Annotated in this window: 21 protein-coding genes; 16 read left to right on the forward strand and 5 right to left on the reverse strand. The window is 71.2% G+C overall.

The annotated features are described in order from the left end of the window. The first annotated feature begins 192 nt into the window (after window positions 1-192). The 14 genes from AC1HIL_RS07330 (at window position 193) to AC1HIL_RS07395 (ending at window position 15442) form a co-directional block, all read left to right on the forward strand. The gene (locus tag AC1HIL_RS07330) at window positions 193-1128 is read left to right on the forward strand and encodes an AraC family transcriptional regulator (protein WP_057595780.1); all 936 of its coding nucleotides are present in this window, start codon (window positions 193-195) and stop codon (window positions 1126-1128) included. A 177-nt stretch (window positions 1129-1305) separates the two neighbouring features. Beyond that, window positions 1306-1611, forward strand: a complete 306-nt coding sequence (locus AC1HIL_RS07335; protein WP_057595756.1) for a Flp family type IVb pilin — start codon at window positions 1306-1308, stop codon at window positions 1609-1611. A 40-nt stretch (window positions 1612-1651) separates the two neighbouring features. Further along, window positions 1652-3535, forward strand: a complete 1884-nt coding sequence (locus tag AC1HIL_RS07340; protein WP_057595757.1) for a Tad domain-containing protein — start codon at window positions 1652-1654, stop codon at window positions 3533-3535. Continuing rightward, entirely contained in the window at window positions 3532-4509 is a 978-nt protein-coding gene (locus AC1HIL_RS07345) for a hypothetical protein (protein WP_296735429.1), read from the forward strand. Before AC1HIL_RS07340 ends, AC1HIL_RS07345 begins: the two co-directional genes overlap by 4 nt. Before the next feature lie 14 nt (window positions 4510-4523). After that, entirely contained in the window at window positions 4524-5228 is a 705-nt protein-coding gene (locus AC1HIL_RS07350; protein ID WP_479671487.1) for a hypothetical protein, read from the forward strand. Further along, entirely contained in the window at window positions 5225-5422 is a 198-nt protein-coding gene (locus AC1HIL_RS07355) for a hypothetical protein (protein ID WP_057595760.1), read from the forward strand. Before AC1HIL_RS07350 ends, AC1HIL_RS07355 begins: the two co-directional genes overlap by 4 nt. A gap of 31 nt (window positions 5423-5453) precedes the next feature. Further along, window positions 5454-6422 carry a Flp pilus assembly protein CpaB gene (gene cpaB, locus AC1HIL_RS07360; RefSeq protein ID WP_057595761.1) on the forward strand — a complete coding sequence of 323 codons (969 nt, stop codon included), beginning with the start codon at window positions 5454-5456 and terminating at the stop codon, window positions 6420-6422. Window positions 6423-6495: 73 nt separating this feature from the next. Beyond that, window positions 6496-8193, forward strand: coding sequence for a type II and III secretion system protein family protein (locus AC1HIL_RS07365; RefSeq protein ID WP_479671488.1), 1698 nt, complete (start codon window positions 6496-6498; stop codon window positions 8191-8193). Between the two features lie 14 nt (window positions 8194-8207). Further along, the gene (locus AC1HIL_RS07370) at window positions 8208-9851 is read left to right on the forward strand and encodes a TadA family conjugal transfer-associated ATPase (protein ID WP_057595763.1); all 1644 of its coding nucleotides are present in this window, start codon (window positions 8208-8210) and stop codon (window positions 9849-9851) included. Continuing rightward, a complete protein-coding gene (locus tag AC1HIL_RS07375; protein ID WP_479671489.1) occupies window positions 9848-10705 on the forward strand; it encodes a type II secretion system F family protein in 858 nt (285 codons plus the stop codon). Before AC1HIL_RS07370 ends, AC1HIL_RS07375 begins: the two co-directional genes overlap by 4 nt. Window positions 10706-10723: 18 nt before the next feature. Beyond that, on the forward strand, window positions 10724-11611 hold the full coding sequence (locus AC1HIL_RS07380) for a type II secretion system F family protein (RefSeq protein ID WP_057595765.1): 888 nt from the start codon (window positions 10724-10726) through the stop codon (window positions 11609-11611). A gap of 9 nt (window positions 11612-11620) precedes the next feature. Further along, window positions 11621-11965 (forward strand): DUF192 domain-containing protein, encoded by a 345-nt coding sequence (locus AC1HIL_RS07385; RefSeq protein ID WP_057595766.1) that lies wholly within the window; start codon window positions 11621-11623, stop codon window positions 11963-11965. A gap of 25 nt (window positions 11966-11990) precedes the next feature. After that, the gene (locus AC1HIL_RS07390) at window positions 11991-13199 is read left to right on the forward strand and encodes a TadE/TadG family type IV pilus assembly protein (protein ID WP_261209242.1); all 1209 of its coding nucleotides are present in this window, start codon (window positions 11991-11993) and stop codon (window positions 13197-13199) included. Further along, entirely contained in the window at window positions 13196-15442 is a 2247-nt protein-coding gene (locus tag AC1HIL_RS07395) for a spermidine synthase (RefSeq protein WP_479671490.1), read from the forward strand. The genes AC1HIL_RS07390 and AC1HIL_RS07395 overlap by 4 nt, the downstream gene beginning before the upstream one ends. Before the next feature lie 6 nt (window positions 15443-15448). On the opposite strand, the gene AC1HIL_RS07400 is transcribed toward AC1HIL_RS07395, so the two are convergent. After that, complete coding sequence (locus AC1HIL_RS07400; protein WP_296735401.1) at window positions 15449-16357, reverse strand: BUD32 family EKC/KEOPS complex subunit; 909 nt, start codon at window positions 16355-16357, stop codon at window positions 15449-15451. Then, entirely contained in the window at window positions 16354-18072 is a 1719-nt protein-coding gene (locus tag AC1HIL_RS07405) for an FMN-binding glutamate synthase family protein (protein ID WP_296735400.1), read from the reverse strand. Before AC1HIL_RS07405 ends, AC1HIL_RS07400 begins: the two co-directional genes overlap by 4 nt. A gap of 57 nt (window positions 18073-18129) precedes the next feature. Here AC1HIL_RS07405 and AC1HIL_RS07410 point away from each other — a divergent pair, with 57 nt between their 5' ends. After that, complete coding sequence (locus AC1HIL_RS07410; RefSeq protein WP_261209227.1) at window positions 18130-18927, forward strand: UPF0149 family protein; 798 nt, start codon at window positions 18130-18132, stop codon at window positions 18925-18927. Window positions 18928-18985: 58 nt separating this feature from the next. Further along, window positions 18986-20179, forward strand: coding sequence for an MFS transporter (locus AC1HIL_RS07415; protein WP_479672474.1), 1194 nt, complete (start codon window positions 18986-18988; stop codon window positions 20177-20179). Here AC1HIL_RS07415 and AC1HIL_RS07420 read toward each other — a convergent pair. From AC1HIL_RS07420 to AC1HIL_RS07430, 3 genes are read right to left on the reverse strand one after another with little or no spacing between them, the layout of a single operon-like run. Beyond that, window positions 20169-20489: a GNAT family N-acetyltransferase gene (locus AC1HIL_RS07420; RefSeq protein ID WP_057595774.1), complete on the reverse strand. Its 321-nt coding sequence runs from the start codon at window positions 20487-20489 to the stop codon at window positions 20169-20171. The genes AC1HIL_RS07415 and AC1HIL_RS07420 overlap by 11 nt on opposite strands. Before the next feature lie 23 nt (window positions 20490-20512). Continuing rightward, on the reverse strand, window positions 20513-21010 hold the full coding sequence (locus AC1HIL_RS07425; protein WP_057595775.1) for a nuclear transport factor 2 family protein: 498 nt from the start codon (window positions 21008-21010) through the stop codon (window positions 20513-20515). Window positions 21011-21051: 41 nt separating this feature from the next. Further along, the gene (locus tag AC1HIL_RS07430) at window positions 21052-21948 is read right to left on the reverse strand and encodes a LysR family transcriptional regulator (protein ID WP_057595776.1); all 897 of its coding nucleotides are present in this window, start codon (window positions 21946-21948) and stop codon (window positions 21052-21054) included. Window positions 21949-22022: the final 74 nt, after the last annotated feature.

The raw sequence follows: 22022 nt of genomic DNA on the forward strand, positions 1-22022 counted from the left end.
CCGCATAGGGTCTGGCATTTGCTTGTGGCCCTCACTATCTTCCGCCCCGCGCAAGCGGCCCCACCCAGGGAATCGGCAGCCTCGCGGCTGACACGCAAAGAAGGTCCGCTCGACTTCGGAAGCCGGCGATTCGTCGCCGGCCGATCCGCGCCGCCACGTTCGGCCGGCGCCATGTCCAACACCAAGAAAGTCATGCCGAATCCAAGCCAAAGACCACCGCGCCAGCTGCTGCCCGAATTCGAAGTCGAGATGTCCCGTTCGCCCGCCCTGGGCTATGAATCCCCGCAGGAGCGCGGCCTGGTGCGCTGCCTCAAGCACGGCTACCCGACGCCGCTCGCGCGCTGGCACTGCCACGAGGAGTACGAGCTGCACCTGATCGTGGCGACCTCGGGCACCGCCTTCGTCGGCGACTGGATCGGCGACTTCGAGCCCGGCCACCTCGTGCTGTGCGGACCGAAGCTGCCGCACAACTGGATCTCGCGCGAGGTGCCGTCCGAGGGCGTGGCGGTGCGCGACCTCGTGATCCAGTTCCTGCACGACCCGATCGTCGAGGCCGCGCAGAAGATCCCCGAGCTGCTCGAGGCGGTGCGCGTGCTCGAGCGCGCGCGCCACGGCATCGAGTTCTTCGGCATGGCCGAGCAGGCGCAGACGCACTGGCGGCGCGTGAAGGCCGCGCGCGGCCTCAAGCGCTTCAGCCTGTTCTGCGACTTCCTCTCCGACCTCGCGCAGTGCGGCGACTACCGGCTGCTCTCGGGCATGCAGGGCGAAGGCGACAACCAGATCGATGCCATCAACGCGATCGTCACGCGCATCGAGAAGAACCCCGAGGCCGAGGCCAACGCGGCCGAGATCGCGGCCGAGCTCGGCATGAACTCGGGCCGCTTCAGCCGCATGTTCCGGCGTGCCACCGGCCACAGCTTCCTCGGCTACGTGAACCAGGTGCGCGTGAACAAGGCCTGCCTGCTGCTGATGCACAGCGATCGCTATGTCACCTCGATCTGCTACGAGGTCGGCTTCAACAACGTCTCGAACTTCAATCGCCATTTCCTCGAGATCAAGGGCGTGACGCCGACCGAGTTCCGGCGGCAGAGCCAGTTGCGGCTCGAGGGCGCGAGCATCGCGGACTGAGTGAAAGTGCCTCGCGGCGCGAGAGTGTTTACCAAAGAATTCTCTCGCGCGATGCAATGGCGATCGACAACGAATTCGTATCGACATTCACAAAAAGTCTATCGAGGCGGCGCCGCGCGGCTTCCTACGATCCGGCTGTCTTTTCAACAGCAGCCAACTCGCAGAGGAACCTACGCAATGCATAGCCAACGCCTGACACGCATCGGTGCCCGCCTCCTTTCGCAGATCAAGATCCGCGGCCAGGGCATGACCGAGTACCTCGTCATCCTGGGCCTGATCGCGATCGCGGCGATCGCGGTGTTCAGCTTCTTCGGCCAGACCATGCGCAACCAGGTCGCGGGCATGGCGCAGGAAGTGGGCGGCAAGACCGGCACGGCCGAAGTGACCAAGGCGCAGGCCGCGGCCGGCAAGGCCTCCACCAACGCCGACATCAACATGAACATGAGCACCTACACCAAGGGCGGCGCCGACGGCGCGAAGTAAGAGCGGCGCGCGGCATCCATCGCAACGGCGAGCCAGCGAGGTGAGCATTCCTCCATCGCGCAGCGCCCGGCGGCAGTCGGGCCAGGCGATCGTCTGGATCGTCGCGATGCTGCCCTTCATCTTCCTCGCCGTGCTGGTGGTCTACAACACGGCCGCCGCCACGCGCGAGAAGATGAAGCTGCAGGCCACGGCCGACGCCACCACCTACAGCGCGAGCGTGCTCACCGCGCGCACGCTCAACTACCTCTCCTACACCAACCGCGCGATGGCCGCCAACGAGGCCAGCATCGCCACGCTGGCGAGCGTGCAGACCTCGATGGCCGCCTTCATCACGAGCGCGGCCAACATCCAGGAGGGCCTGGTCATCGCCAAGGGCTTCCAGGGCCTGCGCAACCTCGAGCGCAGCCGGCTGCCGATCGTGGGACCGATCTTCGCGCTGCAGTGGCTGGTCAACGTCGGCCAGGCGCAGCGGCTGCAGCGCACCGCCGACCGCATCGCGGGCTTCGTCGAGCCGGCCTCGCGGCCGCTGCAGGTGGGCGTGGACGTGCTGCGCGTGCTCAACCAGGGCATCTCCGCGAGCCAGGCCGCGATGCTCGCGAGCACGGTGGCGCAGCTGCCGCAGCTCATCGTCGACGTGATGCGCAGCAACGATCCCGACGCCACCGTGCCGCCCGGCGAGACCGCGATCCTCGCGACCAAGTACGTGGTCGACCTCGGCACCTACCTCGACACCTACCACCAGTCCACGCGCGGCCCGTTCGACGAGGACGAGTTCAACGAGGTGCTGCGCTTCGCGCACGCGGCGCAGGCCACGCGCGACGACTGGACCAAGAACCGCCGCTTCCTGCCCGACTGGGCGAGCTGGATCGGCTCGGGCCTGGCCGGCGCGATGCACGGCATCGCCAACCAGTTCCCGGTCTCGCCGCCGGGCTTCGCCGAGATCGCGGGCGACGCGCTCGCCGGGCTGGTCGAATGGAAGGGCGGCACCGAGCTGGTGGCGGCGCAGAACCTGATCGGCGAGGAGCAGGGCCGCATCCGCTGGCAGTCGGCCGACTCGATCGAGATCAAGCTGCCGATCGGCCTGCTCTACACCGACATCATCGGCGGCGCGAGCGACATCGCGCGCGGACGCTTCGGCCTCGGTGCCGGCGCCGCCGCGGCCGGCGGCCCCAACTACATGAGCAGCTGGGAAGGCCAGCGCCTCACCCTGCGCAGCTATGCGCGCGAGGCCCGCACCTACGGCGGCCTGAACCGCGAGATCGGCGACCACGCCTACATGGAGCGCGGCTCGTTCCAGCGCGCGGCCGGCGACCGCGACGGCGCCATCCTGCCCGGCGCCTTCCCGGTGCTGGTGTTCAACGCCAAGCTGCACTACGGCCCGCGCACCTCGATCGGCACCAACCTCACGCAGGGCTGGAGCCTGCCGCGCTACGTCGACGTGCGCGAGCATCCGCCGATGCGCGCCAACGAGGCCGACAACTGGATCGCCGAGCAGGCGATCCGCGGCGCCAATCCGCTCAAGTGGGGCAAGAACACCGACAAGGGACCGGCCTTCACGCTGGTGGTGCAGAAGGGCGCCGAGCGCGTGCGCACCGGCCAGGTCGCCGGCTTCGGCGACGCGAGCGAGGAGGGCCGCACCGGCCTGCGCGACAACTTCGCGGGCAACCAGGTGAAGGCGGTGTCGACCGCGCAGGTCTACTTCCGCCGGCCGCAGGACCGCTGGGCGCGGCGCGACTTCTCGGCCACCGATCCGCCGACCGTCGGCGGCCACAACGTCGGCTTCGCGGGCGGCTACATCGAGCACCGCAGCCTGTTCAGCCCCTACTGGCACGTGCACAACATCGAGCCCTCGCTGTGGGCGCGCGCGGTCGCTACCGGCGGCGCGATCGTGAGCGCGGGCGCGCAGGAGGACAACGGGCAATGACCGCACGTCGCATGCATCCGCGCGCCGCGACGCAGCGCGGCCAGTCGATGACCGAGACGCTCCTGATCGCGAGCTTCGCCGCGCTCGCGCTCGCGGCCGTGCCGGCCATCGGCGAGTACGGGCTCAAGCGGCTGCAGACGGTGTCGGCCGCGCGGCTGGTGGCCTGGCAGCGCACCGTGTGGCTGCCCGACGAGCACGGCGTGAGCGCCGAGGAAGCCAAGGGCGCCTCGGGCGCGATCAAGAAGACCGATGCCGAGGTCACGCGCGACCTGCGGCGCCACATCTTCCGCGACCGCCGCGAAGCGGGCGCGAGCATCCATGCCACCGAGATCGCCGAGTTCGAGGCCGCGGTGCCCGCGGTCGATCCGCGCACCACGGTCGTCACCGCCTCGAGCACCGCGCAGTCGCTGCCCTCGCTGATGAATGCCTCCGACGTGCTGTGGGACAACGTGCGCGTGGCGCAGAACGCGCTGGGCAACAACCTCGTCACCGGCTCGCTCGGCAAGTTCACCTTCATCAGCAGCGGCTACCTGCGCAACGAGGTCAAGGTCACGCAGACCAACCCCGCCTTCGCGCTGGTGCCGCAGATCGAGCTCGGCGAGCAGGTCACGATGCTGACCGAGGCCTGGAATGCCGGCGGCACCAACCGCGAGGAGAAGAAGATCCAGGGCCTGGTGCCGCTGAAGCTGACCGACAGCGTGTTCTACCAGCAGCTGCGCGGCGGCCTGCACCAGACCGCCTACAGCATCAGCCAGGTCTACCCGGCCTTCGCCAACTCCAACCTCACCTTCGGCCTCACGCCCGGCGACGCGCTCGAGAAGACGCCGCTGGACCGCTTCGAGCGCTTCCCGGGCGAGACGCCGCCCGCGGGCGAGGCCGGCGGCGGCGCCGATGCCGACGGCGGCAGCCCGCGCGACAAGTTCCGCTACTACCGCGCGTTCCCGCCGACGCCGGTGGTCAACACGCTGCCCTGAGGCCGATGAAGCGAATGCACGCAACCATCCGACGCCTGGGCGCCTGCGCCTGGCTGGCGCTCGCGGGCTGGGCCGGCGCCGCCGCGCCGCAGCGCGACTGGCCGCAGGTGCCGGTGCCCGGGGATGCGCGCGCCTTCTGGGTCGCCGAGTACATCGAGCAGAACACGGTGCCGATGCAGATCCGCGGGCTGGAGTCGAAGGCCCCGATGAAGGAGGTCTCGCGCTACTACGAGAAGTGGCTGGCCGAGCGCCCCGGCTACGGCGTCACCACGCTGGGCGCGGTGCGCATCCTCGGCGCGCGCTTCGGCGACTACCAGGTCACGGTGCAGCTGCGCGACACGCCCGAGGGCACCATCGGCCGGCTGGTGTCGGCCGCGGTCTACGAGCCCGTGGGCGACGTGCAGGAGCGCAGCGCGCGCATCGGCCGCGGCTTCCCGCGGCCGGCCGGCTCGCAAGTGGTGTCGGACACGCTGTCGTGGGACCAGGGCCAGCGCAACCGCACCATCGTCGTGACCAACGGCGTGAGCGTGGAGACCAATGCGCTCTACCTGCGCGAGCAGCTGCTGCGCCTGGGCTGGACGCTGGTGCAGGACCGCACCATCGAGGGCGGCCAGCGCAGCGCCCTGGTGTTCCGCCGCACCAACGAGGAAATGGCCGTGACCATCGTCAAGCGCGACCAGGCCTATGTCGTCACCGCCAGCCAGACCTCGCCCGAATGAAGCGCCCGCGCCACGTTCCCCCGCACCGCCAGCGCGGCCAGACCATCCTCGAGTACGCCATCGTCGCCGGCATCCTCGCCACGATGCTGTTCGCCACCTTCCCGGGCGCCGACCGCTCGGTGGTGGGGCTGCTGATCAAGGCCTTCCGCGATGCCTGGGCCACCTACTCGTACACGCTGTCGTTCCCGCTCTAGCGCCTTCCCTTTCCTCTCTCTCCTCTCCCGCATGAAACCCGCCTCCGCCCGATTCACCAAGTTCAAGCACAGCGTGCGGCGGCTCTCGCCGCTGATCGGCGCGGTGGCCCTCGGCGTGCTCGCCGCCGGCCTGGGCTGGTACTACCTGCGCGCCAGCGAGCGCGAGATCGCGGCCAGCCTCGAGAAGGATGCCGACAGCCAGCGGCGCGACGTGGTGGTGGCGCGCCAGGCGCTGGCCGACGGCGTCAACGTGATGCCCAACATGGTGGCCAAGCGCTCGGTGCCCAACGAGTACGTGCACAACGATGCGCTCACGCCCGAGACCTTCCAGCAGTTCGTGGGCCGCACGCTGACCGTGCCGGTGGCGCCGGGCAAGCCGCTCTTGGCCTCCTTCTTCGCGCAGCCGCGCAAGGTGTTCGCGCAGGAGATCGAGCAGGGCGTGCGCGCCGTCACGATTCCCGTGGACGAGATCAGCTCCATCTCGGGCATGCTGCGCGCGGGCGACCGCATCGACTTCATGTACGTGGTCGACAAGGGCGCGGCCGCGGCCGGCGGCGAGCCCTCGGTGGTGGTGCCGCTGCTGCAGGACGTGGAGGTGCGCGCCACCGGCCAGATCACCTCCGAGCAGTTCGCGGCGCTGCGCCGCCGGCCCGACGTGGCGGCCGATGCCGATCCCTATGCGCAGCAACGCTACTCGACCGTCACGGTCGCGATCCAGCCGCAGGACGCGCAGAAGCTGATCCTCGCGCAGCGGCTCGGCAAGATCGTCGCGGCGCTGCGCAACCCCGAGGACCGCGCGACCATGCACACGGGCGTGGACGCGGTCGACCTCGACGCGGTGGTGGCCGGCTTCCGGCCGCAGCGCGGCGGCCCGGTGGTGGCCGCGCGCGGTCCGGCGCCGCGCCCGGGCGTGGAATACATCGTCGGCGGGGCCGGCAACCGCGGTGCGGCGCCCGCCCCGAGCCAGATGCTGCCGCAGGGCGAGCTGCCCGTGCGCTGACGCGAGCGCGTCCCCGCCATGCCGGCCGCGCGGAGGGCGCGGCTTCCGAATGTTGTTCCGAAAAGAAGTCCGAATGAATCTCAAGCGATGCACCCTGGCAGCGAGCGCGCTGTGTCTTGTCCTTCATGGCGCGGCCCGGGGCGCCGAGGGCACCATCACGGGCGGCGGCTCCTACGTGGGGCCCGCGCGCGGCATGGGCGGCGCGCCCGCGGCGCTCGCGGTGCCGATCCCCGCGCCGCCGCCGTCGCTGCCTTCCGCGGCACCGTTCGCCGCGCCATCCGCCGCGCCCGCCGCCGAGCGCTCGCCCGGCATCCGGCCGCCGGCGCCGCCGCCGGCCGTCGCGCCGGTGATCACGCCCGAGGAGCTGCAGCGCATCGCGCAGCGCGCCACCGTGCTGCAGGACCTGCCGCAGACGCTCACGCTCTACGTCGGCCAGATGGTGCTGGTGAAGATGCCCGGCGTGGCGCGCGTGGCGATCGGCAGCGGCAAGGTGATGGAGGCGCGCGTGCTCGATGGCGCCAACCTGCTGATCACCGCGCAGGACGCGGGCGACAGCACGCTGCACGTATGGGAGAAGGGCGGGCGCGTGCGCAAGCTCAAGGTGCGCGTCAACGTGGTCGACCTCGAGCGCATCGCCGAGGAGCTGCGCGAGATCACGCACGGCATCACCGGCGTGAACATCCGCCGCGTCGGCGAGCGCGTGATCCTCGACGGCAGCAACCTCGACCCGGCCGCGGTCGAGCGGCTCAACACCATCGCCCAGCTCTACGCGCCGGCCGCGGTGTCGCTGGCCACGGCCGACCGCATCCGCGTGGACCGCATGGTCGACATCCAGGTGCGCATCGTGGAGTTCACCAAGACCGCGCTCGACGACCTCGGCGTGCGCTGGCAGAGCTCGGGCGACGGCTTCAACTTCGGCCTGTTCTCGGACATCGCGGGCAACGGCCGCTACCGCATCCTGCCCGACAACTCCGGCTTCAACACCAGCACGCCCGAGGGCGCGGCCTTCCTCGCGCAGCGCCACCGCTCGCCGCACGCCTACTTCGGCCTCGCCACCAGCCTGACCTCGCAGATCAACCTGCTGGTGCAGCGCGGCAACGCCTACCTGCTGGCCTCGCCCAACCTCAGCACGCGCAGCGGCGGCGAGGCCAAGTTCCTGGCCGGCGGCGAGATCCCGCTGCCCGCGCTGAGCACCCAGGGCGCGGGCTCGGTGGAGTTCAAGCCCTACGGCGTGCGGCTCAACATCAAGCCGATCGCCGACGGCGAGGGCAACATCTCGGGCAGCATCCTGACCGAGGTCAGCAGCATCGACCGCAGCGTGGCGGTGCAGGGCATCCCGGGCCTGCTCATTCGCCGCACCGACACCGAGTTCAACGTCAAGGCCGGCGAGACCATCGTGCTGTCGGGCCTCCTGAGCCGCGAGTCCACGCGCTCCAGCGACGGCGTGCCGGGCCTGCGCAAGGCGCCGGTGATCGGCCGCGCCTTCCGCGCCGACACCGACAACGACAAGGAGCAGGAGGTGGTGGTGTTCATCACGCCGCGCGTGGTCGACCCCTCGTACAGCCAGCCGCGCATCGAGCGCGCGCGCCAGATCGAGGGCGACGTCTCGCGCAACTTCGAGACCCTGACCGAGGACCGCTCCGACCCCGAGCGCCGCCGTCCGCCGCCGCCGGCCGCCAGCATCGACGGCCTGGTGCCGCCCGCGCCGCCGCGCGAGAGCGAGGCGCCCGACAACCCGCTGGGCTCGCCCGCCAACCCGATCGCCCCCTGAGCGGGCCGCGCACCATGCACAAGGTCTTCGTCAATTCCCCGCAGCAGCCGGTGCGCGAGTTCCCGTTCGACGCGCCCGAGCTGCAGGTCGGCAAGGACGCCGCGAGCCGCATCGTGCTCAGCGGCTGGAACGTCGCGAAGCAGCATGCGCAGTTCGTGCTGCACGAGGACGAGGTGTTCGTGCAGGACCAGGGCAGCCTGTTCGGCACCTGGGTCGACGGCAACCGCGTCACGCGCTACGGCCCGTTCAAGGGCGGCGAGGAGATCATCATCGGCGGCCACACGCTGGTGGTGTCGCTCGACAGCGCGATCCGAGCGCCGCGCGCCGACGGCCACGAGGCCGAGGAGACGCGCTCGCGCGACGCCGTGCCCGCGCTGCAGGAGGACCCGCTGCTGCAGTGGCGCCGCACCCTGCACCGCACGCTGCTGCAGCAGCTGGACAACCGGCGCGTCGACACCGCGAACATGAAGGACGAGGAGCTGCGCTCCAACATCCGCGCGCTGATCGCCGAGATCATCCGCGACACGCGCGACCTGCCCGCCGAGCTCGACCGCGCGCTCCTGAGCCAGCAGCTGCTCGACGAGGCCATCGGCCTCGGGCCGCTGGAGGTGCTGCTCAAGGACGAGAGCGTGACCGAGGTGATGGTCAACCGCTTCGACGAGATCTGGATCGAGCGCGCCGGCCGCCTCGAGCGCACCAGCGTGGCCTTCACCAGCAACATCGCGGTGCTCGGCGCCATCGAGCGCATCGTCACGCCGCTCGGGCGGCGCATCGACGAGAGCTCGCCGATGGTCGACGCGCGGCTCAAGGACGGCTCGCGCGTGAACGCGATCATTCCGCCGCTGGCGCTGCGCGGGCCCAGCGTCACGATCCGGAAGTTCCCGAAGAACCGCATGGGCCACGAGGGCATGCAGCGCATCGGCTCGCTGACCGCGCCGATGGTGGAGTTCCTGCGCATCGCGGTGGAGGAGAAGCTCAACATCATCGTCTCGGGCGGCACCGGCACCGGCAAGACCACGCTGCTGAACATGATGTCGAACTTCATCCCGGGCAACGAGCGCATCGTCACCATCGAGGACGCGGCCGAGCTCTCGCTGGGGCAGCCGAACCTGGTGTCGCTCGAGTCGCGCCCGGCCAACATCGAGGGCAAGGGCCAGATCTCGATCCGCGACCTGGTGCGCAATGCGCTGCGCATGCGGCCCGACCGCATCGTGGTCGGCGAGTGCCGCGGCGGCGAGGCGCTCGACATGCTGCAGGCCATGAACACCGGCCACGACGGCTCGCTGACCACGCTGCACAGCAACTCGCCGCGCGACGCGGTCTCGCGCCTGGAGGTGCTGGTGACCATGGCCGGCATGAGCATCCCGGTGGCCGCGATCCGCGAGCAGATCGCCTCGGCGGTGGACCTGATCGTGCAGCTCACGCGCTTTCCCTGCGGCAGCCGCAAGGTCACGCAGATCACCGAGGTGGCGGGCTTCGCCGAGGGCGTGATCCAGTTCCAGGACGTCTATGCCTTCCGCAAGACCGGCGTGGACGAGAACTACCGCACCGTGGGCCACTTCGAGGCCGCGGGCACCGTGCCCGAGTTCTTCACGCGGCTGCAGGAGCACGGCGTGAAGCTCGACCTGGACTTCCTCTTCGGGGAGACGACGCGATGAAGACCCTGGTGCTGTTCGCCTCCGTGCTCTGCGGCATGGGCTTCTTCACGCTGTGCGGCTACCTGTTCCTGCGCGGCTCGCCCGAGCTCGCCTCGCGCCTCATGCAGCGGCTGCAGTCGAGCGGGCGGCGCACGCTCAACCTCTCGGAGTTCCAGGCCCAGCACGCGGTGGCCTTCGCCTCGGGCCACGTGCTGCTGGTGGCGCTGTGCGGCCTGCTGGGCTGGGCCGTCACCGGCAAGCTGATGGGCGGCGCGGTGGCGGCGGTGGTGCTGTACCTGCTGCCGGCGCGCTGGTTCGCCTGGCAGCGCAAGAAGCGGCGCAAGCAGATCGAGGCCGAGCTGCCCGACGCGCTGCTGTTCATCGCGAGCGCGCTGCGCGCGGGCAGCGCGCTGTCGGTGGCGCTGCAGGTGCTGGTGCGCGACCAGCAGGGGCCGCTGGGCCAGGAGTTCGGGCTGGTGCTCAAGGAGCAGCGCCTGGGCGTGAGCTTCGACGACGCGATCCAGAAGATGGCGCAGCGCCTGGGCATCCCCGACTTCGTGCTGGTGGTGGTGGCGCTGCGCGTGTCCAAGGAGGTCGGCGGCAACCTCTCGGAACCGCTGCAGGCGCTGGCCGAGACGCTGCGGCGCAAGGCGATCCTCGAGGGCCGCATCCAGGCGCTGACCGCGCAGGGCCGCATCCAGGGGCTGGTGATGACGCTGTTCCCGGTGTTCCTCGGCGGCGTGCTCTACATGATGCAGCCCACCATGGAGCTGCTGTTCACCACCACCATCGACTGGGTGGTGATGACCGTGGCGCTGGTGATGCTGCTGCTGGGCTACCTGATGATCCGCAAGATCGTCGCGATCGACATCTGAGCACCGCGAGGCCGCCCCATGCGTTCGCTGATCCTGCTCGCCATCGTCTTCCTGTGCGCCACCACGGGCGTGATCCTGCTGCTGTACGTGATCTCGCTGATCCGCAAGGCGCGGCCCTCCGAGCGCACGCACATGGACCCGCTGCCGCGGCTGCTGCGCATCGTGTGGCCCGCGGTCAACATCCTGCAGTTCCACATCTCCGAGATGGCGCCCACCGCGATGCTGGTGCGGCGCCGGCGCCAGCTGCAGCTCGCGGGGCTGGAGTTCGTGCTCAAGGCCGAGGAGTTCATCGCGGTGCAGGTGGTGGCGCTGCTGGTGGTGGGCGCGCTGGGCCTGTGGTGCGCGGGCCTGCTCGACGCGATGGCCGGCACCAAGGTCTGGGTCACGCTGGCCTCGTGCCTCGCGGGCTGGTACTACCCGGTGCTGTGGATGCGCGACCGGCGCAAGCGCCGCGAGAAGGAGATCCTGCGCACGCTGCCGGGCTACCTCGACATGATCACGCTGTGCTGCCAGGCCGGCCTGAGCCTCACCGGCGCGATCGCGCAGGCGGTGCAGAAGGGACCGGGCGGCGCGCTCGGGCAGGAGTTCGACCGCATGATGCGCGAGATGCGCACCGGCGCGAGCCGCATGGACGCGCTCAACGCCATGGCCGAGCGGCTCGACAACAAGCACATCAAGAGCCTGGTGTCGAACCTCACGCAGGCCGAGTCGCTGGGCGCGAGCCTGGCCGACACGCTGACCGCGATCTCCGAGCAGCGCCGCACCGAGCGCTTCCAGCAGGCCGAGAAGCTTGCGATGGAGGCACCGGTGAAGATGATCGGGCCGCTGGTGATCTTCATCTTCCCGGTGACCTTCATCATCATCTTCTTCCCGCTGGTGATGCAGTTCCTCGAGACCCAGCGCTGAAGGCCGGGCATGCGCATCGTCTCGCTCCGCACCACCGCCGCCCGCGCGCCCTTCGGCCCGGTGCGCGTGGCCGAGCGCGGCTGGGACCGCACGCGCGGGCTGCTCGGGCGTGCGCGCATCGAGGGCGGCGAGGGCCTGCTGATCACGCGCTGCAGCTCGGTGCACACCGTGGGCATGCGCTATGCGATCGACGTGGTGTTCCTCGACCGCGAGGGCCGCATCGCGCGCATCGTCGAGGGGCTGCGGCCGATGCGCATGGCGCTGTGCCTGGGCGCGGCCAGCGTGCTCGAGCTGGCCGAGGGGCAGGCCGCGCGGCTGTCGCTGCGGCCCGGGCTGCTGCTCGAAGGCTGGTAGGAACCACGACAAGGAGATGGAAGCCATGCGACACCGAACCCGTTCGCCGTATGCAACGCGCCGCCGCCCCGCGCGCGGCGTCTCGATGGTCGAGACCCTGATCGCGCTGCCGGTGCTGATCCTGTTCGTGACCAGCGTGGTCCAGTTCGGCCTGATCTACCGCGCCAAGCTCACGCTCGAGTACGCGGCGCACGAGGCCGCGCGCGCCGGTTCGCTGAACAACGGCATGCCGCTGCCCTTCATCTTCCGCATCGGCAACTCGACCATGCCGGGCGTGGGCACCGTCAACAGCGCCGCCCTCACCACGCTGACCAACGCGCTCACGCGCGGCAGCGTGTGGCAGGGCCTGGTGAAGGGGATGATGCCGCTGCAGGTGCGCGAGTCGAGCGTGGGCGGCATGCTCTCGGGCTGGGTGGCGACCAACAAGGACCTGATCGAGTCGGCCTGCATCGAGTACCTGAACCCGACGCAGACCACCTTCGTCGACTGGGCCTTCATCGAGAACTTCGGCGAGCACCGCTGGATCGTGCAGATACCGAACGACACCATGCGCTACCGCAAGCCGCTGCCCTACGACTACAAGGCCAAGGCCATGGGCACGGCGGCCGGCATCAACGATCCGACGCCGCCCGACGCCGAGCTGCGCGGCACCGCCTCGAACAAGACGCTGGGCGAGACCAGCGTGCTGCACCTGAAGGTGCACTACGGCTACCGGCTCGGCATCCCGGTGGCCAACCGCATCATCCTCAAGGCGCTGCAGGGCTACCAGTTCGTGGCCGAGGCCTGGTTCAAGCTGCTGTCGCCCGACGGCGCGACCGCGCCCGCGGGCGACTTCCGCTTCACCCAGCTCGAGGCCTACTACATCGCCAACGGCAAGATCCCGCTCACGGCCGAGGGCGTGGTGGGCATGGAGTCGCCGATCTACTGGCACCCGTTCTATGCCTTCGGCCCGCAGGCCGACCGCACGATCGGCATCCAGTGGGACCCGGCCTGGAGCCAGAACACCGGCACCAACGTGCTGGAGGCGCCCGGCGACGCGATCACCAACGTCAGCGCCTTCATCCGCAACAACAGCACCGAGTGGGCCACGCAGCTGGCCGCGCGCGGCCTCGACGCGCTGGCCGACAAGGTCGGCGACGGCAACGCCTTCTGCCCGGCGATCTGGGACGCCTCGGTCAAGGGCCAGCTCGACAACGTGCCGAGCCCGGACGGCAGCACGGGCGGCGGCGGATGAGCGTGCCGGTCTCGTCCGCGCGCGCGGCCGGCCTGTGCGCCGCCACCATCTTCGTGTCGGCCTTCCTGCTGTTCCTGGTGCAGCCGATGGTGGGGCGCCAGATCCTGCCGTGGTTCGGCGGCTCGGCCGCGGTCTGGACGCTGTGCCTGGTGTTCTTCCAGCTGCTGCTGCTGGCCGGCTACTTCTATGCCGAGCGGCTCGCGCGGCGGCCGCTGCGCACGCAGGCGGCGGTGCATGCGCTGCTGCTGCTCGCGGCCTGCGCCACGCTGCCGGTGATCCCGGGCGCGGCATGGCGCCCCGACGGGCAGGGCGATCCCTCGCTCGGCGTGCTCGCCGTGCTGGCCGCGACGGTGGGGCTGCCCTATCTCGCGGTGTGCACCACCGGCCCGCTGGTGCAGAGCTGGGTGGCGCGGCTGCATGCGCACGACGCGCAACGGCGCGCGCGCGTGTACCGGCTGTTCGCGCTGTCGAACCTGGCCGCGCTCGCGGCGCTGGTGGCCTATCCGTTCGCGATCGATCCGGTGTTCGCGCTGCGCACCCAGGCGCTGGCCTGGTCGGCCGGCTTCGTGCTGTTCGCGCTGCTGGCCCTGGGTTCGCTGTGGGCGGTGGCGCGCTGGCAGCGGTGCGCGGGCGAGGCGCCCGCGCCCGCCGCGCGTCCGGCCGCGCCGCCCGGCTGGCGCGACCAGCTGCTGTGGCTGCTGCTGTCGGCGCTCGGCACGGTGGCGCTGCTCGCGGTCTCGGCCTTCATCACGCAGGACATCGCCTCGGTGCCGCTGCTGTGGATCCTGCCGCTCGCGCTGTACCTGCTGTCGTTCGTGCTGTGCTTCGACAGCGAGCGCTGGTACCGGCGCGCCGTGTTCTGGCCCGCGGTGCTGCTGCTGGTGCCGGTGATGGGCTGGTATCCGACCACCGCGCAGCGCGCGCTGCCGATCGCCGCCGCGGTGGGGCTCTACGCGCTGGGCCTGTTCGCGGTCTGCATGTTCGCCCACGGCGAGCTCGCGCGCGCGAAGCCCGCGCCCGAGCGGCTCACGCGCTTCTACCTGATGGTGGCGGTCGGCGGCGCGCTCGGCGGCCTGTTCGCGGGCGTGGCCGCGCCGCACCTGTTCGACGGCTATTGGGAACTGCCGCTGTGCCTCGCGCTGCCGGGGCTCCTGATGCTGTGGCTCACGCGCGGCCAGCAGCGCGGCCCGTGGCCATGGTTCGCCTTCGGCGTGGTCGCGGGCTTCGCGGCCTGGCTGCGGCTGGCCTCGGTCGCGGTCTCCAGCGGCGTGTACCACGCCATGGTGGCGGCGCTGGCGCTCGTGGCCGTGGCCTACACCGCGCGGCGCGCGCGCTCCTGGTCGGCGGGCGCGGGCCTGATGGGCGCCTTCGCGGCAGCCGCGGTCGCCTGGTTCACGCTGTCGAACCTGCGCGAGACCGACGGGCGCACCGCGCTGCGGGCGCGCAACTTCTACGGCGCGCTGCGCGTCGAGCAGTTCGGTGCCACCGATTCGCCCACCGCCTCGCGGCGGCTGATGCACGGCGTGATCTCGCACGGCGAGCAGCGCCTGGGCGCGGTGGCGCGCAGGCTGCCGAGCACCTACTACGGGCCGGGCTCGGGCGCCGGGCTGGCGATCGCGGCGCGCGGCACGCAGCCGCAGCGGGTGGCGGTGATCGGCCTCGGCGTGGGCACGCTCGCGGCCTACGGCCGGCCCGGCGACACCTACCGCTTCTACGAGATCAACCCGCTCGTGATGGCGGTCGCGCGCTCGCACTTCAGCTACCTCGCCGATTCGCCTGCCACCATCGAGATCGCGCAGGGCGACGCGCGGCTGCTGCTGCAGCGGGAGCTCGAGGCGCGCGGGCCGCAGGGCTTCGACGTGATCGTGGTCGACGCCTTCTCGGGCGACTCGATCCCGATGCACCTGATGACGCGCGAGGCGCTCGCGCTCTATGCCAGGCACCTCGCGCCCGGCGGCGTCGTGGCCTTCCACATCAGCAACCGCCACCTGGCGCTGGCGCCGGTGGTGCGCCGGCTGGCCGACACGGCCGGGCTGCAGGCGCGGCGCGTGCACCACGTGCCCGATGCCGACAGTCCCGCGCTCGAGCACACCTCGGAGTACGTGCTGCTGTCGCGCGACGCGGGCTTCATCGAGGGCGCGGCGATGCGCGAGCACGGCGAGCCCGTCGAGGCGTCCGCGGCCGCGCCCTGGAGCGACGACCACGCCAACCTGCTGGCCGCGATGCGCTGGACGCCGCGCTGACGAGCCTCAGCGCGCCGGCGGCAGGTGCCAGCGCCCGAGCAGCCGCGCCACCGCGCGCACGCGCTGCGTGTCGCGGCCCCAGCGGCGGCTCGCGGGCAGCTTCTGCGCCCACTTCATGCGCCGCGCCGCGTTCGCGATGCGCTCGCGCACGTCGGCGTTCACCTCGGCCAGCGCCGCATGCCAGTGCTGGCCGGCGGCGTCGGGCGCGGCGGCCTCGAGCATCATGGCCGTGGAGTGCAGGTAGCTGAGCCAGTCGCGCGCCTGGCATTCGGCCAGCGTCATCACCTCCGAGGGGTCGTCCTCGAAATCGATGTAGCCGATCACGCCGTCGGGGCACTGCACCAGGTTGCGGTCGAAGGCCTGGCTCAGGTGCTGGCCGTGCGCATGCACGGTGGCGATCGCCGCCAGCCCCTCGCGCCAGACCGCGAGCAGCGCGGCCGGGCCGGCGGCCGCGGCCTGGTCGAGCCGCTCCTGCAGCACCACGGTGCCGCGCCCGCTGGCGCCCAGGTCGGAGATCAAGAGGCCGTCGGCCTGTTCGGCCAGCACCCGCGGCACGCGCAGGCCGGCCGCGGCCAGCTGGCGCAGCCGGCGCGCCTCGGTCGCGATGGCGGCCTCGCCGCCGGGATTGGGCACCGGCTTGATGATGTCCAGCCCCGCCATGCGCGCGACCGCGGCCATCACCCGGTAGCCCCACTTGCCGTGGCGCGGGCCGGCCTTCTTGAGCCACACGCGCTCGTCGCCGAAGCGGTGGCTGGCCACGTTCCTGGCCTGGCGCGGCAGGGTGGCGCGCAGGAAGGCCGCGTAGTCGCCCGGCGCGGGCGCGGAGGGGATCGCGTCCAGCGGGGCCGGGCCCGAGGCCGCGCCCTTGCGCATCGAAAGGCGCGCGCCGGCGCCGCCACGTCGCAGCGGATTCATGCGGCCAGCGCGAGCCCCTGGGGCGCCGTGGCGAGCGCCTCCTGCGTGCCCTGGACCCCCTGCGTCAGGGGCTGGAAGCTGTCGGCGCTGGCCAGCGGCCAGTAGGTGCGGAACACGTTGTGCTGCGCGTCGAGCGGGCCCAGCAGCGCGCCCGGCTGCACCTGCATCACCAGGTTGCTCAAGAGGCGCACCTCGGTGTCGGAGATGCGGCGCACGATGTGGTGGGCCGTGATCTGCTGCGGATGGTCGAGGCCGGCGGCCTGCACCAGTTCCTTGAGCGCATGCAGCGTGCTGTGGTGGAAGTTGCGCACCCGCTCGGCCTTGGTCGGCACCACCAGCGCCTGCTGGCGCACCGGATCCTGCGTGGTCACGCCGGTCGGGCAGTGGCCGGTGTGGCAACTCTGCGCCTGGATGCAGCCCAGGGCCATCATGAAGCCGCGCCCCGCGTTGCACCAGTCGGCGCCCAGCGCCATCATGCGCGCCAGGTCGAAGGCCGTGATGACCTTGCCGGCGCAGCCCAGCTTGATGCGGTGGCGCAGGTTCACGCCCAGCAGCGTGTTGTGCACCAGCAGCAGCCCTTCCTGCAGCGGCGCGCCCACGTGGTCGCTGAACTCGACCGGCGCCGCGCCGGTGCCGCCCTCGGCGCCGTCGACCACGATGAAGTCGGGCGTGATGCCGGTGGCCTGCATCGCCTTGACGATGCCGAACCATTCCCAGGGATGGCCGAGGCAGAACTTGAAGCCCGTGGGCTTGCCGCCCGAGAGCTCGCGCAGCCGGGCCACGAAATGCATCATCTCGGTCGGCGTGGAGAAGGCGCTGTGCGAGGACGGCGAGATGCAATCCACGCCGATCGGCACGCCGCGCGCGGCCGCGATCTCGGGCGTGACCTTGGGCGCCGGCAGCACGCCGCCGTGGCCGGGCTTGGCGCCCTGGCTCAGCTTGATCTCGATCATCTTCACCTGCGGGTCGCGCGCGTTGGCGACGAAGCGTTCCTCGCTGAAGGTGCCGTCCTCGTTGCGGCAGCCGAAGTAGCCCGAGCCGATCTCCCAGATCAGGTCGCCGCCGTGCACCCGGTGGTGCTGCGAGATCGAGCCCTCGCCGGTGTCGTGCGCGAAGCCGCCGCTCTTGGCGCCCTGGTTGAGCGCGAGGATGGCGTTGGCCGAGAGCGCGCCGAAGCTCATGGCCGAGATGTTGAACACGCTGGCGCTGTAGGGCTGCGTGCAGACCTGGGCCGGGTTGGCATCGGCCGGCTGCGGCGTGCCGCCGATCACGATGCGGAAGTCGTGGCCGGCCAGTTTCGTCGGCTGCATCGAGTGGTTGATCCACTCGTAGCCCGCGATGGTCACGTTGAGCTGGGTGCCGAAGGGCCGGTTGTCGGGCTCGCCCTTGGCGCGCTGGTAGACCAGCGAGCGCTGGGCGCGCGAGAAGGGCGCGGCCTCGGCATCGCTCTCGATGAAGTACTGGCGGATCTCGGGCCGGATGAATTCGAGCAGGAAACGCAGGTGCCCGATCACCGGGTAGTTGCGCAGGATCGCGTGGCGGGCCTGCCGCAGGTCGTGCACGCCGGTGCCCGCGAGCACCGCGAACACCACCAGCGCGATCCAGGCGAACCAGAGATGGGGGGAGGCCAGGACGAAGGCCAGGCTGGCCGCGAAACCGGCCACGCACAGGGCGAAGGCGGTGTAGCGGACCGGAAATGGAGTGATCGTGGGCATGGTTGTTGGGGGTCTGCCGAAGCCTGCTGCATCATAGAGGGCTGCTTCGAACTTGCCATGACGACCTCCCCACCCGACTCCGCCGGCACCAGCCCGGCCCCCGCCACCGACCTGCAACCCCTCGGTCCCGACGACTTCGACGCCCTCGACCGGGCGCTCGACGCGATGCGCGAGCACGACGAGGAAATCCCCCAATGGGAGTTCTGCGAGGGCTTCATGGCGGCGCTGATTTGTACCCGCCGCGTCATCGAGCCCTCGGAGTACTGGCCCGTGCTACTGGGCGATGGCTTCGTGCCGGCCCAGCAGATGGAATTCGTCTGGCACTGGAAGCGCCGCTGGCGCGAGATCGAGACCGGTCTCGATGCCGACGTCGAGACGCTCGAGGACGAGCGCAGCTGGCAGCCCGAGGTGCTCGACACCCGTGGCGCCATCGCCATGCTGCCGCCCGAGGAGCGCGCCGAGATGGACGGCGAGTCCCTGCCCTCGTTCGCCCAGGTCTGGGCGCTGGGCTTCATGTACGCGGTCGAGAACTGGCCCGAGGACTGGACCCCGCCGCGCGACAAGGAGGCGGCCCGGATGCTCGACGACGCGCTCGAGAACATCGTCGTGCTGACCGAGGACGACAAGGCCAAGCCTGTGCTCTCGATGTACGACGAGAACGGCCCGCCCAGCGTGAGCCAGCAGCGCCTGGACGACTTCGGCGCCGCCATCTGGGCCGTGTACGACCTGCGCCAGCTCTGGAAGAGCCTGGGCCCCAAGGTCGAGACCCTCCGCAAGGAAGCCACGCCCGGCCGCAACGACCCCTGCCCCTGCGGCAGCGGCAAGAAGTACAAGAAGTGCCACGGTGCCGGCTGAGGGCGCCAGTACCGCTTCACCACCGGCCGCGGCGCTGAACGCGCGCGCGGCCTGGGCCATGGTGCTCGCGCTGTGCGCGGGCGTGGCGCTGAGCCAGGCCTTCCGCACCGTCGGCGCCATCATGGCCAGCCCGCTGCAGGCCGAGTTCGGCCTGTCGCCCCAGGCGCTGGGCATCTTCTCGGGCGCCTTCCATTTCGCCTTCGGCGCGATGCAGCTGTTCATGGGCATCGGCATCGACCTGCACGGCGTGCGGCGCACCGTGCTGGTGGCCTTCCCGGTCGCGATCGCGGGCGCGCTGCTGTCGGCCCTGTCCGCGAACTACCTGGTGCTGGTGCTGGCCCAGGCGCTGATCGGCGTGGGCTGCGCGCCGGCCTTCCTGGTCTGCACCGTGTTCATCGCGCGCCACTTCCCGGCCGAGCGCTTCGCCACCGTCTCGGGGCTGGTGCTGGCGATCGGCGGCCTGGGCATGCTGGTCACGGGCACGCCGCTGGCCTGGCTGGTGCAGGCGCACTCCTGGCGCGCCGGCTTCGTGCTGCTGGCGCTGGCCGCGGCGCTGGCCTGGCTCGCGATCTGGCACTGGGTGCGTGAGCCCGCGGCGGCCGTGCCGGCGCGGCGCGAGTCGGTGCCCGAGGCGATCCGCCAGTTCGGCGCGCTGCTGATGCTGCGCCACACGTTGGGCATCGTGGTGCTGGGCGGCGTGACCTACGCCGCCTTCATCTCGCTGCGCGGGCTCTGGCTCGGGCCGCTGATGATCGAGCGACACGGCTTCTCGCTGGTGCAGAGCGGCAACGTCGCGCTCGCGGTGTCGGTGATCTCGCTGGTCGGCGCGCCGCTGTTCGGCCGGCTCGACAGCGCCGATCCCGCCGCGCGGCGCCGCCGCATCGTGCTCTGGGCGCTGGCCTACACGGGCCTGTTCGCGCTGATCGCCTTCGTGCACTCGGCCTGGCTCGACATCGCCGGCATGCTGCTGATCGGCCTGCTCTCGGGCTTCATCGTCTGGCAGTACGCCGACGTGCGCGGCGCCTACCCGGCGGCGCTCACGGGGCGCGCGATGGCGGTCTTCACCATGGCGATGTTCATGGGCGTGGCGCTGATGCAGTGGGGCACGGGCGTCGCCGCCTCGGTGGCGGTGGCGCACGGCGGCGATCCGCTCACGGCCGTGCTGGCCACCATCGCCGTGCTGCTGCTGGCGGGCATCGCGGCCTTCGCCTGGCTGCCGGCGCCTGACGGCGAGCGCGCTGCTAGATCTTGAACGCGCGCTGGATGTCCGGCCGCACCAGGTCGGCGTACTCGCGGTGCTTGCGGATGTAGCCCGCGATGAACTGGCACACCGGGATCACGTGCAGGCCGCGCGCGCGGGCTTCGTCGAGCACGTGCTTCGCGATCTTCGAGCCCAGGCCCTTGCCCTCGTGCGCGGGCATCACCTCGGTGTGGGTGAACATGATCGCGTCGGTCAGCAGGTTGTATTCGGCCAGCGCGGCGAGCTCGCCGCCGATGCGGGCCTCGTAGCGGTGCTCGGCCTCGTTGTTCGAGAGGATCGGGGCGTTGTCGTCGGTGCTCATGGTTGTCCTTGCAATGGTCGTGTTCAGGCGGGTCGGCTCGCGAGGTACCTGGCGAGGTTGGCGGCGGCGGTGGCGCGCACCTTCTTGCGCAGCATCGGCGACCAGCCCAGCAGCAGCCCCGGCGTGCCCAGCGCCTGGCGCGACCAGGTCCAGAACGGGAAGCTGTCGCGGTGGGTGGCGATCAGGCCCTCGGGCGTGAAGCCGAAGCGCGCGTCGATGCTGTTGTCGACCAGGCGGCCGGTGGCGCTGAAGCGGTAGTGGGCGTCCCAGTGGGCGCTGCCGCCGCGCTCGTCGGCGCGCACGTCGCGATGGCGCAGGCGCCAGACGTCGGCGCCCTTGGCCTTCGTGGCCTCGCACAGCATGCGCCACATGCCGCCGATCTCGCGCCGCCCGCGCAGCGAGAAGGCCTCGTCGTCGAACACCGCGTCGGGTGCGTAGCAGGCTTCCATGGTGGCGGCGTCGAGCTGGGCGAACGCGCCGTAGAAGCGCTCGATGGTCTGCGCGTTGGTGGTGGCTGTCATGGGGCCTCGGGCGCCGGGAGCGCGGTGGTGGGGGAAGAAGGTCAGAGCGCGGCCGGAAGGGCGCGCACCAGGAAATCATAGACCGCGCGGATGCGCCGGTCGGTGCGGACCTCGCGGTGCACCGCCAGCCACACCGGCAGCGCGGGCAGCTTGAGCGCGGGCAGCACGCGCACCACCTCGGGGTCGCTGCGCGCCAGCGATTCGGCCACGAAGCCGATGCCCATGCCGTGGCGCAGCGCCTCCCAGTAGACGCTGACGTCGTCGGTGCGGAAGCAGAAGTCCTCGCGCTGCAGCGGCGCGCCGAGCTCGGCCGAGCTGCGCAGGATGCTCTCGTCGCGGTCGTAGCCCAGCAGGTCGTGCCGCAGCAGGTCGGTCCAGTGGCGCGGCGTGCCGCGGCGGCGCAGGTAGTCGCGCTGCGCGAAGGCGCCGAGCGCGAAGCGGCCCACGCGCCGCGCCACCAGGCTCGCGGTCTCGGGCCGGGTCATGCGCAGCGCGATGTCGGCCTCGCGCCGCAGCAGGTTGCTGACCTCGTTGCTGGCCACCAGCTCGATCTGGATCTCGGGCAGCTCCAGCCGCATGCGCGCCAGGATCGCCGGCAGCAGGTGGCGCGCCGTCGCCTGGCTGGCCGACAGCCGCACCGTGCCCGCGGTGGCGGCGTTGGCGCCGGCCACGCTGCGCGACAGCGCGAGCGCGCCGTTCTCCATCACGCGCGCCGATTCGGCCAGCTGCGTGGCCATGGCCGTGGGCTGCAGCCCCTGGCCGGTGCGCTCGAACAGCACCACGCCGAGCTGCGATTCGAGCTCGGCGATGTGCCGCCCCAGCGTCGGCTGGCTCGCATTCAGCAGCCGCGAGGCGGCCAGCAGGCTGCCGCTGTCGAGCGCCGCGAGGAAGGAGCGGATCAGCCGCCAGTCGAAATCGAGGTCGGTGCCGCGCCGCATGGGGTATTCAATTCTGAATATCTGTTGTCAATGGTTGTCTAATTGTGATCTGAGTTTCGCCTTCCGATAATTCC

This window comes from Variovorax sp. ISS6, assembly GCF_056523145.1.